The sequence below is a fragment of the Paenarthrobacter sp. TE3676 genome (assembly GCF_056279165.1).
Genome location: NZ_JBWBQU010000002.1, coordinates 557,806 through 569,064 on the forward strand (window position 1 = coordinate 557,806; position 11,259 = coordinate 569,064).

The 11,259-nt window shown below is 62.8% G+C and carries 13 protein-coding genes; 9 read left to right on the forward strand and 4 right to left on the reverse strand.

Annotated elements, in window-relative coordinates; all coding sequences use genetic code 11:
- Positions 1 to 22: 22 nt before the first annotated feature.
- A complete protein-coding gene (locus tag ACZ881_RS06520; protein WP_476113442.1) occupies positions 23 to 610 on the reverse strand; it encodes a MarR family winged helix-turn-helix transcriptional regulator in 588 nt (195 codons plus the stop codon).
- A gap of 103 nt (positions 611 to 713) precedes the next feature.
- Between ACZ881_RS06520 and idi the strand changes: the two genes are divergently transcribed.
- From idi to ACZ881_RS06550, 6 genes are read left to right on the forward strand one after another with little or no spacing between them, the layout of a single operon-like run.
- Entirely contained in the window at positions 714 to 1,268 is a 555-nt protein-coding gene (idi, locus tag ACZ881_RS06525) for an isopentenyl-diphosphate Delta-isomerase (protein WP_091464750.1), read from the forward strand.
- The gene (locus ACZ881_RS06530; protein ID WP_476113444.1) at positions 1,265 to 2,413 is read left to right on the forward strand and encodes a polyprenyl synthetase family protein; all 1,149 of its coding nucleotides are present in this window, start codon (positions 1,265 to 1,267) and stop codon (positions 2,411 to 2,413) included. The genes idi and ACZ881_RS06530 overlap by 4 nt, the downstream gene beginning before the upstream one ends.
- A complete protein-coding gene (locus tag ACZ881_RS06535) occupies positions 2,410 to 3,345 on the forward strand; it encodes a phytoene/squalene synthase family protein (RefSeq protein WP_476113447.1) in 936 nt (311 codons plus the stop codon). The genes ACZ881_RS06530 and ACZ881_RS06535 overlap by 4 nt, the downstream gene beginning before the upstream one ends.
- The gene (gene crtI, locus ACZ881_RS06540) at positions 3,342 to 4,994 is read left to right on the forward strand and encodes a phytoene desaturase family protein (protein ID WP_476113449.1); all 1,653 of its coding nucleotides are present in this window, start codon (positions 3,342 to 3,344) and stop codon (positions 4,992 to 4,994) included. The genes ACZ881_RS06535 and crtI overlap by 4 nt, the downstream gene beginning before the upstream one ends.
- The gene (locus ACZ881_RS06545) at positions 4,994 to 5,344 is read left to right on the forward strand and encodes a lycopene cyclase domain-containing protein (RefSeq protein WP_091464743.1); all 351 of its coding nucleotides are present in this window, start codon (positions 4,994 to 4,996) and stop codon (positions 5,342 to 5,344) included. Before crtI ends, ACZ881_RS06545 begins: the two co-directional genes overlap by 1 nt.
- A complete protein-coding gene (locus ACZ881_RS06550; RefSeq protein ID WP_476113452.1) occupies positions 5,341 to 6,546 on the forward strand; it encodes a prenyltransferase in 1,206 nt (401 codons plus the stop codon). The genes ACZ881_RS06545 and ACZ881_RS06550 overlap by 4 nt, the downstream gene beginning before the upstream one ends.
- Here ACZ881_RS06550 and ACZ881_RS06555 read toward each other — a convergent pair.
- Positions 6,541 to 7,071, reverse strand: a complete 531-nt coding sequence (locus ACZ881_RS06555) for a MarR family winged helix-turn-helix transcriptional regulator (protein ID WP_178992944.1) — start codon at positions 7,069 to 7,071, stop codon at positions 6,541 to 6,543. The two genes, ACZ881_RS06550 and ACZ881_RS06555, sit on opposite strands and share 6 nt — an antisense overlap.
- A gap of 111 nt (positions 7,072 to 7,182) precedes the next feature.
- On the opposite strand from ACZ881_RS06555, the gene ACZ881_RS06560 reads away from it, so the two are divergent.
- Entirely contained in the window at positions 7,183 to 7,974 is a 792-nt protein-coding gene (locus ACZ881_RS06560) for a TspO/MBR family protein (protein ID WP_476113454.1), read from the forward strand.
- Positions 7,975 to 8,066: 92 nt separating this feature from the next.
- Here ACZ881_RS06560 and ACZ881_RS06565 read toward each other — a convergent pair whose 3' ends face one another.
- Positions 8,067 to 8,402 carry a hypothetical protein gene (locus ACZ881_RS06565; RefSeq protein ID WP_178992942.1) on the reverse strand — a complete coding sequence of 112 codons (336 nt, stop codon included), beginning with the start codon at positions 8,400 to 8,402 and terminating at the stop codon, positions 8,067 to 8,069.
- Positions 8,403 to 8,531: 129 nt separating this feature from the next.
- Between ACZ881_RS06565 and ACZ881_RS06570 the strand changes: the two genes are divergently transcribed.
- Positions 8,532 to 8,996: a MarR family winged helix-turn-helix transcriptional regulator gene (locus ACZ881_RS06570; protein WP_091464735.1), complete on the forward strand. Its 465-nt coding sequence runs from the start codon at positions 8,532 to 8,534 to the stop codon at positions 8,994 to 8,996.
- Between the two features lie 127 nt (positions 8,997 to 9,123).
- Positions 9,124 to 10,608 carry an MFS transporter gene (locus ACZ881_RS06575; protein WP_476113458.1) on the forward strand — a complete coding sequence of 495 codons (1,485 nt, stop codon included), beginning with the start codon at positions 9,124 to 9,126 and terminating at the stop codon, positions 10,606 to 10,608.
- 205 nt (positions 10,609 to 10,813) lie between these two features.
- Here the strand turns inward: ACZ881_RS06575 and ACZ881_RS06580 are convergent, their stop codons facing one another.
- A complete protein-coding gene (locus ACZ881_RS06580; protein ID WP_178992940.1) occupies positions 10,814 to 11,218 on the reverse strand; it encodes a hypothetical protein in 405 nt (134 codons plus the stop codon).
- Between the last annotated feature and the right edge of the window lie 41 nt (positions 11,219 to 11,259).

Sequence of the window (11,259 nt, forward strand, 5' to 3'; positions counted from 1 at the left end):
GCTCTCTGAATCGGCGGCGGGCCTACGTCCCCGAACCTGCCCACGCTTCATGTGAAACTTCGATCTCCTGCGCCATGTCATCAAGGAATCGAATCACCGATTCCCGTTCGGGAGGGCTCAGCTTGGCCGCAGCGAGGAACCGTTTGGCCTGCTGCCGTCCAACGGTCCTCATGGCGGCCTCGTGCGTTTCGGGTGTGATGGCGATGGCGAGGGCGCGGCGGTCGGAGGGGTGCGCGCGTCGCGTGACGTGGCCGGCGCGTTCCAACCGGTCGAGCAACTTGGTGGTTGACGCCGTCGAGATATTGAGCCGGGAGGCTATTGCGCCTGGTGTGGCTATCACGCCATGGTTGGCGCAGACAATCAGGTAGTGCAGTGCACGCATGTCGGACTGGTTGAGTTTCATGTCCCGGAGCGAGGCGTCGGAGAGGCGTTGTTCGGCTTCGCGCAATCTTCCCAGCGCTGCCATGACGTCGCTGATTTGCTGGACATCCGCTTCGGAGAGGTCTGAGCGATCCACCAGTTCCTGATGAGGATCGTTGGCGTCCAAATCGTAGATGCCAGCGGAAACCGGGGTCCCGGCTTCTTCAGGTATCTCTTCAGGACTGGACATGTTTGGTATGTTACACCTAACTTCCTACATGGTAGCCTTTCTTCTAGCTTGTCTAGCAATATTCAGGTTTCGGGCAGAAACAGGGTGTGGAGGAAGGCGCAACATGAACGCGACAGAGATGGTGGTCCTCCTTGACGACGCCGGAGCGCCCATAGGCGAGGCTCCCAAGGCAGGAGTTCACACACTGGATACGCCCCTCCACCTCGCCTTTTCCTGCTACCTGCTCAACGACGCCGGGGAAGTTCTCCTGACCCGCCGTTCACCCGAGAAGAAAACGTGGCCCGGTGTTTGGACCAACAGCTTCTGCGGCCACCCGGGCCCCGGTGAAGAGTTCGAGGATGCGGTCCTTAGACGCGCGCAGTTCGAACTCGGAGTGGACGCCAACAGAATTGAACTGGTCCTCCCCCACTTCCGATACAGGGCAGTAGATCCAACGGGCATAGTGGAAAACGAAATTTGCCCCGTGTACCTGGCCCGCATCACCGGGGTGTTGAAGCCGAATCCCGCCGAGGTAGCGGACTGGGCCTGGATCTCACCCGCGCTGCTGGCCGATGCTCTGGAACACACACCGTCCGCTTTCAGCCCGTGGCTCGGGCTTCAATTCCCGGAACTCCTCCAAGCGAACGCATTGCCACTCCAAGCTGGAGCCGAAGCATGACCATCACCTCAAGCGCCGTACGCGGCCGCACCGATCTTTGCACTGCGATCGAAAACGAGTTGAGCGGACTCATCGGCAAAAGGGCCAGCGCAGCGACCGCCTATGGCCCGGACTTCGCCAGGCTATGGGCGCTCGCGGGCCAGAACGTCTTGGGCGGCAAGTTCGTCCGGCCCTTGTTACTCATGGAAACGTACGACGCCCTTTGCCAGCGGCATCAACAGTACGACGCCGCAGACTCACGTCAGCGCGAGACCGCCCTCAGCATCGCCGCCGCCATTGAACTCCTGCATTACGCCTTCCTGCTTCACGATGACGTGATCGACGGCGACCTTGTCCGACGCGGGCACCCCAACCTGATCGGCTCCCTCCTCGCGGAAGCTTCCGCAACCGCCCGCACGGACGGCGCGGACGGCGTTAATGGCGCTGACGGCGTTCGTGGAACCCGTGCCGGTAGCAGCCTCCACTGGGCCCAAACCGGCGGAATACTCATGGGCGACATGCTCCTCGCGGCTACGCACCAGTCCTTCGCCCGGGCGGATCTCCCCCACGAGCTTCGCCTGCGGCTCCTCGACCTCCTGGAACACACCATCAACGAGACAGTGGCCGGCGAACAACTGGATGTGGGCCTTGGTGACGGCGTCATAGCCCCGGACCTCCAGACCATCCTGGTGATGTGCGGCTACAAAACCGCCACGTACACCTTCGAGCTCCCGCTCCGTGCCGCCGCTACGCTGGCCGGCGCCGACTTCGCCGTCGAGAATTCGCTCGCAACCGCCGGCAGGCATCTTGGGCTGGCTTTCCAACTCCAGGACGATCTCCTGTCCACGTTCGGGGATCCTCGCCGCCACGGCAAGGATCCCTTTTCGGACCTCCGCGAGGGCAAGGAGACGGCCATCATCGCCCATGCACGGACAACGCACGCTTGGCCGGACATCGAGCCCTTCTTCGGCATGCCTGAGCTCAGTGTCGGCGATGGCGAGCACGTCCGCCGGCATCTCAGCGATTGCGGAGCCGAGGCATTCGTCCAAGGCCTTATCGAGGAACAAATGCATGCATTCAACCGTCAGCTGACCACCACCATCCCGGCAAGCGTACGCAACGTCCTGCTTGACCTCGCGGGACAGCTGGAAGGACGGCAATCATGACTGTCGCCACCGATACCTCGTTGACGCATTTCACCCGGACGGCCGAGCGCGCCGCCAACCAGGTTATCTCCGCATACTCCACCTCGTTCGGCTTGGCATGCAGGCTGCTGGGATCCAGGCACCGCCAGCACGTCCGCAACATCTACGCCTTGGTACGGGTGGCCGACGAACTCGTGGACGGCGTCACGGCGGAAGCCGGCCTGAGCTACCAGGAGCAGTGCGACGCCCTGACGCACTTCATTGATGAGACACACCGGGCCGTCAAACTCGGCTACAGCAGCGACCTCATCATCCACGCATTCGCCCAGTCGGCCCGCGCGGCGGGGATCGATGACTCGCTCATCGATCCGTTCTTTGACTCCATGCGCATGGACCTCGGCGAGCGCGCTGACTTACTTGAGCGCACTTCTGCCTCGGCCACTGAACAGCCGACGCCCCTTCGTTTCGACGCCGATGCCCACGACGGCTACGTCCACGGTTCCGCGGAGGTGGTGGGGCTGATGTGCCTGCGCGTCTTCATGCGGGATGAGAAGATCGACGACGGCGACGCTGCGGCTTTGGAGCACGGCGCCAGCAGGTTGGGCGCTGCTTTCCAGAACATCAACTTCCTCCGGGATCTTGCGGACGACACCACCCGGCTGGGGCGCAGCTACCTTGGCACCGCAGACCATCTTGAGGACCGCGACCGCATGGGCTGGGTCAGCACCATTCGGGTGCAGCTTGCTGACGCCAACGCCGTCATTCCGATGCTTCCGCGCGACGCCAGGGCTGCTGTCCGGAGCGCGCTGGCCCTGTTCCAAGCGCTCACGGACAGGATCGAACAGACCACCGTGGACGAACTCTACCGCTCCCGGGTCCGTGTACCGGATCCCGTGAAAGCCGGGCTTGCCGCCCGCGCCGTCGCCTCAACCTGGATGGAGTTGCACCGATGACCCGGACAGTGGTGATCGGCGGTGGCATCGCTGGGCTTGCCACCGCCGCACTCCTCGCCCACGAAGGACACGAGGTCCAGCTCCTCGAACAGCGCGACCAGGTGGGCGGCCGTGCCGGCAGCCTCGAGAGGGACGGCTTCCGCTGGGATACCGGCCCTTCCTGGTACCTGATGCCCGGCGTTTTCGACCACTTCTTCAATCTGCTCGGCACCAGCACCGCCGAACAGTTGGACCTCAGGACGCTCAGCCCTGCGTACCGCATCTTCAGCGAACCAAACCACGACGGCGTGCGGCCCGACCCGCTCACCGTCCCGTTTGGCAGCGACCAGGTTTTGGAAACCTTCGAGCGAGTTGAGCCCGGCAGCTCCAAACAGCTCAAGTCCTACCTGGCTTCCGCGGGGCACACCGCGGAAATGGCCGAAAGGTTCTTCCTCTACAACCCGTTCACCAAACTCCAGGCGCTGCTTCAACCACAGGTTGTGCGCAGCCTTCCCAAGCTCGCGCAGCTGCTCCTGACGTCACTCGATAAATACGTGGCCCAGCGATTCCAGCATCCAGTGCTCCGCCAGGTTCTTGGCTACCCGGCAGTCTTCCTGGGCACCAACCCCTCCGATGCGCCGGCCATGTACCACCTGATGAGTGCTTTGGACCTGGGGGACGGCGTGCAGTACCCAATGGGCGGCTTTTGGGCCCTCGTTGAGCGCCTCGAAGCACTGGCGCTCGACGCCGGGGTCAGAATCCACACGGGCGCGGAAGCCCTCAAGATCACCACCCGCGAAGCCACCCACACCAAGAAACTGGGGCGCTTTGACGGCCTGAACCTTCCCGCCGGCCTCACCGGCAAGGACAGCCGGGAAGTCACCGGCGTTAAGTGGCGCGACAACTCCGGGGCAGATCACTATAGCGTTGCCGACCAAGTGGTCTCCGGCGCCGACCTGCACCACACCGAAACCCAGCTCCTGGGCGTTAGGGACCGGAGCTACAACAAAAAGTACTGGCAGAGCCGCACCAGTGGGCCCGGAGCTGTGCTGGTGATGTTGGGTGTGAAGGGTGAGCTGCCGGACCTTCCCCACCATTCCTTGTTCTTCACCCGGGATTGGGAGGCAAACTTCGCCTCAATCTTCGGTGAAGAACCGGGCATTCCGAATCCCGCGTCCATTTACGTCTGCAAGCCCAGTGCTACCGACGCCGGTGTCGCACCACCGGACCACGAGAACCTTTTTGTCCTGGTTCCCATCCCCGCCGACCCATCCCTGGGAGCGGGTGGACCTGATGGCAGCGGCGATGTGCTGATCGAGCGGACTGCCGACGCCGCAATCGACCAGATCGCCCAGTGGGCCAACATTCCGGATCTCCGCGAACGCGTGGTGGTCCGGCACACCATCGGACCGGCCGACTTCGCACGAGATTACAACTCTTGGCGGGGCGGCATGCTTGGCCCCGCCCACACCCTCCGGCAAAGCGCGATGTTCCGGGCCCAGAACTCGTCCAGACGTGTTCGCGGCCTCTACTACGCGGGCGCCACCACTGCACCGGGTGTCGGTGTGCCCATGTGCCTCATCAGCGCCGAGCTGGTGTTGAAGCGAATCCGCGGCGATCACAGCACCGGCCCTACCACTGTGAGGCCTGTAGCTAGCAGGATTGGCTAATGGGTGTTCTTTACTTGGTCTCATTGCTGCTGGGTATCACCTGCATGCTCCTGCTCGACCACCGTTTCCGGCTGTTCTTCTGGCGGGACGCAAAAGCAGCGGCAATCGTGACCGCCGTCGGGCTCTTGTTCCTTCTTGCGTGGGACCTGGCCGGTATCGGACTGGGGATCTTCCTGCGCGGGGAAGGCACCATCGCCACCGGGTTGCTGCTCGCACCGGAGCTGCCCATCGAAGAACCCGTGTTCCTGATTTTCCTGGTGCTGTGCACGATGGTCCTGTACACGGGCGCGCGGCGACTGCTTGACCGCTTACCGGTCACTCGCCGTGAGAAAGAGCGGGAGACCGTATGACGTACCTGTGGCTCGCGCTCGCCTTCATCGCCGCGGCAGCCGTTGCCGGCGTGATCTTCGCTCGCCAGGGCGCCCGACCAGGCGAGGCTGGCAAGCATTGGAAAGCCGTAGGACTCGCGTTCGCGGCCTTGGCCGTCCTCACGGCCGTTTTCGACTCCGTCATGATCGGGATGGAGCTCTTCCACTACGACTCTTCGCACATCCTCGGCCTCAAGATTGGCTTGGCGCCCATCGAGGATTTCGCTTATCCGCTGGCGGGTGTCGTGGCGCTCCCTGGCTTGTGGATGTGGCTGACGCGCAAACGTAAGGGTTCCAGTTCCGGTTCATCCAACCTCGAAGGCCTCGTCCCCCAAGCCCTGTTGGCGTCACGACCGGTCAGTTGGATCAACACTGCCTACCCGTTTGCCGCCGCCATGCTCTTGACCACCCGCGAGATCGACTGGATTCTGATCGTTGGCACGTTTTACTTCCTGATCCCGTACAACCTGGCCATGTACGGCATCAATGATGTGTTTGATTATGAGTCGGACCTCAAGAACCCGCGCAAGGGCGGCATCGAAGGCGCGCTCCTCCAGCCGCACCTTCACCGGCCCATGCTGTGGCTCGCGGCGATCACCAACATTCCGTTCCTGCTGGTACTGGCGTTCGCTGGTGGGCCTGCCGCGTGGGTCAGCCTGGCCGTAAGTGCATTCGCCGTGGTGGCTTACTCGGTCGCCGGACTTCGCTTCAAGGAACGCCCCGTCTTGGACTCGCTGACGTCGAGCACGCACTTCGTCAGTCCCGCCGTCGTCGGGTTGGCATTGGCCGGCGCTGACGTGACGCCGGGGCTGCTGATCCTACTGGGCGCGTTTTTCCTGTGGGGAATGGCCGCACACGCCTTCGGCGCGGTTCAGGACATTGAACCCGACCGGCAGGCCGGCATTGGCTCCATAGCAACCGTCATCGGTGCCCGCCGGACGGTGAGGCTCGCCGTCGGACTCTGGCTTGTTGCTGGACTGGCCATGCTGGCCACGCCGTGGCCGGGGCCACTCGCGGCGATCATCGCCATCCCATACATCGTCAACTGCGCCCCGCACTGGACCGTCACGGATACGACGGCGGCACGCACCAATGTGGCATGGCGGCGGTTCATCTGGCTCAACTACGGTTCAGGATTCCTGGTAACGCTCATTTTTATCCTGCAGTGGAGCCTCACGTCATGAAGGCGGCGTTTGTCCGGGCGCCTCAGGTTCTTCGTCGATCGTGTCCAAGGCTTCACGCATATGCTGCAGGAAGTTCACCACCACCTGCGACTCGTCAGGGCTCAAGGCGCACGCTGCGTCCAGCATTCGGCGGTGCATTCCACCCAAAGTGTGCCGCACTTCCTGGTCGGACCCCGGAGTGGCCTTCAGGATCAATGCCCGACGATCAGTGGGATGGGGTTCGCGCCGAATATGGCCGGACTCCACCAAACGGTCAATCAGTGTGGTCATGGACGCCGACGTTATGCCGAGCTTGTCGCCCAAATCCTTCGGCTTCATCACTTTGCCCGCGGCCTCGGCTTCGAAGAGATAGCGCAGGGCCAACAGATCCTTCTCTCCCATTCCCATGGACGAGCGGGTCCTGCGACGCATCGCTTGCTCGGAGGCGCGGTAATCCCGCAAGGCGTTCAGGACATCAATGGCAATGGCCTTCTGGCCCGGGTCTTTCCCGTACCAATAGCCCTTTGCGTGGCCTTCCGAGTCCATCCCACATTCCTTCGATAAGCGTAAAGCTCGTTTCACTAGCATTTTGATACTAGGTCACGTACCTCGTGAATGCATGACACCGCACATCCCACAAGGAAAGAGGCTCAGCAAATGGCTACCCGAAGCTCAGATCTTTTGCGGCAAATCACGGTCACCGTGAGCCTGGTGGTCTGCATCGTTGGTTCGATGATCGGCGTCGGCGTCTTCGGCGGGACGCCTATCGCGCAGGCAGCCGGCGGCGCTTTGGCCGCCGATTCAACCCTTTTGGCGCCCGCGACCCCGGCGTTCTCCATCTGGTCTGTGGTTTACACCGGGCTTGCCGCTTTCACGGTATGGCAGTGGCTGCCGTCCCAGCGCTCCAGCATGCGGCAGCGGTCGCTTGGTTGGATCGTCGCCGTGTCCATGATCCTTAATGCTGCGTGGATCTTGTCCGTGCAGGCTGGATGGCTCCTGCTTAGCGTCTTGGTGATCCTGGCTTTGCTGATGACCCTTGTGCTGGCTTTCCTGCGCTACAGCCAGAGGCCGGCCGGCTCATGGGTTGAGGCTGTTGTTGTTGACGGAACCCTGGGCTTGTACTTGGGCTGGACCAGCGTGGCCGTGTGCGCCAACATTGCTGCTGCTTTGAAAGCCTCAGGATTTGGGGGCTTCGGGCTCCGTCCCGAAGTTTGGTCCGTCGCCGTCTTGGTGGTGGTTGCCGTGGTGGGCATCGCCCTGGCGATCAAGGGTCACGGGCGCATCGCTTTGGCGGCCGCCATCGCGTGGGGCCTCATGTGGATTACGGTGGGCCGCAGCGCTAATGCACCCGAGTCACTCCCGACGGCGATCGCGGCGGCTGTTGCTGCTGCCTTGGTCCTCGGTGCTGCAATCACAGTGCGGACGCGGGCGGTGCTGGCAGGGCGCTAGCTTCCGGGCGCTGGCCCGGCTGCGAAACCCGCACTAGTTCGCTGCACGACCCGCACAGCGGTGAGCCACACGGATAAGCGCGGGTTCAGGGATTAAGGTGCGCAGGCGTCCTTGAGGGCCTGAACCGACTCGGCCGGCACCTCGTCCCCGGCTTCAGCGATCTGGTTCAACGGCGTCGTGATTTCAGCGGGAACGCCGGCAGCACCAGCGGCTGAGACCAAGCCGGCAAGCAACTGCTTGTCCTGAACGCTGACCAAACCGTCCTGGACTACAGCGCACACCTGCTTGGTCACTTCATCGGCGGCGGCCGTAGCCACCTTCGATGCGGCGTCGCTGGCTGCGCTTGTAGCTGCTTCCTCCACGGCTCCGCAGCCGACGAGCAGTAGCAACAAGGGGACGGCGGTCAGGGCGGCAAGGCGACGGGTCATGAGTCCAGCCTAGCAATCGGGCGAGAACATCACTTCGCCAGGGGTGTCGTACTGGCTTGCGGCTTCGTCGTCCCAGAGCGGTTGCTGGTTGATCATGGTTCCACTATTGCACCCACCTATGCTTGACGGATGGGAGAAAAGCCAGTGGACCATGTGGCGTTGGCCGTCTGCATGATCGATATCTCGTCCGACATCCGGCGAAAGTCGCTCAACGAAACAGGCCTCCGTCCCATATCCAACGGCGTACTGGAGATCCTTAGGGTCGTCGAGAGCCACCCTGGCGTCACCGTTGCTGAGGTGGCCGCGCGCCTGGGCAGGCAACTGAGCAACGTAAGCGCCCAGTTGCGCGAGCTGGTGGCTGCCGGCCTGGTCACGCGAGTCAAGGATGCAGCGGACAAGCGGTACGTCTCCCTCCACCCCACGGACGAATCCATGCGCATCAAGTCACTCCTCGAGGGTGCATGGGCTGATGCGCTGACGAAAGCCAGCGAACGATTGCTTCCCGAAGAGCGTGAACAGATCGCGGCCAGCCTGCCCGCCTTGAAGCGACTGGCTTCGTTCCTTGCCGAACCCGAACAGGCACCCGAACAGTAAACCGAACTGGCACAAACCCCACAACCAGAACATCACTAGGACATAAGTCACTCCCCTACGGCTTACACGCCTCCCCAAAAGTACTTATACTTTCATAAGTATTACTACTTACAAGAATGGGTGACGCGTGGCATCACAACTACTCGAGACGCCGGGCTCTTTGGGTCAAGGCGGCAAACAAGGCCAACACAACAAAAAGGGGGTCGGCTGGCGGGCCCTCCCCTTCCTGGCCTTGGCCCAGTTCATGGTTGTCCTGGACGGCACCATCGTGAACCTGGCACTCCCCCGCCTCCAGATGGAGATGGGCATCAGCGACTCGACCCGGGCATGGGTGGTCACCGCCTACGCACTGGTCTTCGGAGCTTTCCTGCTCCTCGGGGGGCGCATCGCGGACTTCTGGGGGCGGAAGCGGACTTTCATCACAGCCTCGGCGGGCTTCGCCATCGCGTCCCTGATCGGTGGACTTGCGCAGCAGCCGTGGGAACTGATCGGAGCACGAGCGCTGCAGGGTATCTTCGCAGCACTACTCGCGCCGGCGGCGCTGGCGCTTCTAACGGTCGCTTTCCCGGGAGGCAAGGACCGTGGCACCGCGTTCGCCATCTTTGGCTCCATTAGCGGAGTGGGCGCTGCGGCCGGAGTCTTACTCGGCGGTTTTCTCACCGAGTTCGTCTCCTGGCGCTGGTGTTTCTTCGTGAACGTCCCCATCGCCGTCATCGCCCTCATCGGCGTTTGGACTTTGGTGAGTGAAAGCAAAGCCGGTGGTTCCACCAAATACGACTGGCCCGGCGTCGTTCTTGCCGCACTGGGGCTGGGCTCCCTGGTCTACGGCTTCGCCAATGCCGAACACGGCTGGGGCGCTATCGATTCGTGGGGTTTCATCGCCGCAGGTGCGGTGCTGCTGGTACTGTTCGTCGCCGTCGAACGCAAGGTCAAGAATCCACTGCTCCCGCTGCGTGTCGCTACGGAACGCAATCGCGCGGCAGCCTTCTTGGCGTCGTTCCTGGCGGGGGCAGTGCTGATCGGCGGCATCCTGTTCATCAATTTCTACCTGCAGATCGTTCTGGGCTTCGCGCCGTTTGCCGCAGGAATCGCATCGCTGCCCATGACGGTGGTCCTGATTGTCACGGCGGGCCTCGTTGCGAAGAACCTGCCCAGGTTGGGTGCGAGAATCCCCAGCGCCTTGGGGCCTGTCTTCATGGCCGCTGCCATGCTGTGGCTCACTCAGGTCACACCCGAGGGCTCTTACACCGTGAACATGCTGCCTGCGCTGGTGTTGATGGGCATTGGCCTGGGAATGGTCTTCGTACCCATGCAGAACCTGGCCCTGTTCGGAGTGAGCAAGGACGATGCCGGCGTCGCGAGCGCACTGGTCAACGCGTCACAGCAGATCGGCGGCTCGCTGGGCATCGCGCTCTTCAGCACCATTGCGGCCGCGGCCACGGCCGCAGTCGGCGGCGGAACACTGGCCGCCTTGACCTCGGGCTACTCACTGGTGTTCCTATGGGCGGCAGGAGTGGCGGTACTGATCGCCCCGATTGCGTTGCTCCTCATCAGGATCGACCGCAAGACCTTCAGTGGCGCCGAGGACACTCCCCACATCCATCTCGGATAAACGCAGAGGCGCCGCCACCCCGGCAAGGGTGGCGGCGCCTTGCGCTGCGGCACTGGATGCGCCGTGGACCGGAATTCAGGATTACGACGGCGGACGCCTCACGTTAATAATGGCGTGAGATAACTCACATTCTGTAAGCTGAATTCAAAGTCACGCAGCCGGCTTCCCTCGCTTCACGTTTGGCAGGTCCCCAATGGCCCCCAATTCACTCAAGGCCGAGATTCTCCTGGCCCATGGTGTCGCACCCTCCGCGGCCAGTGTTGCTCGACGAAGAGCAGCCGAGAACCATGGCCACCATCGCGCTGCCAACAAACCCGACGCCCTCTTGGGAGCCATAGCCGTCAGGCAACTCTTCCATCGCTGGCCTTTGGTGCCCTCCCGCGAGCTGGAACGAATCCGTCACGTCCTCATCCACTGCGACCAGCTGGGTTCTCCGGACACCCACCACTTGTCGGAGCCGGCCCAAGCGTTGCTGGACCTCATCAACTGTGAGTTGGAACGGCGTCGAAACGCCGCGGCTCGGCAATCGATGCCAGGGGCAAAGGCGCCCGCGGACGTTCCGGAACGGGGTGCCGCTTAGATGGCCGGCCACTTTGAGTTTGAGCACCACACGTCGTGGGCATCCGGAAGTTACAGCTCGGGCTGAGGTTG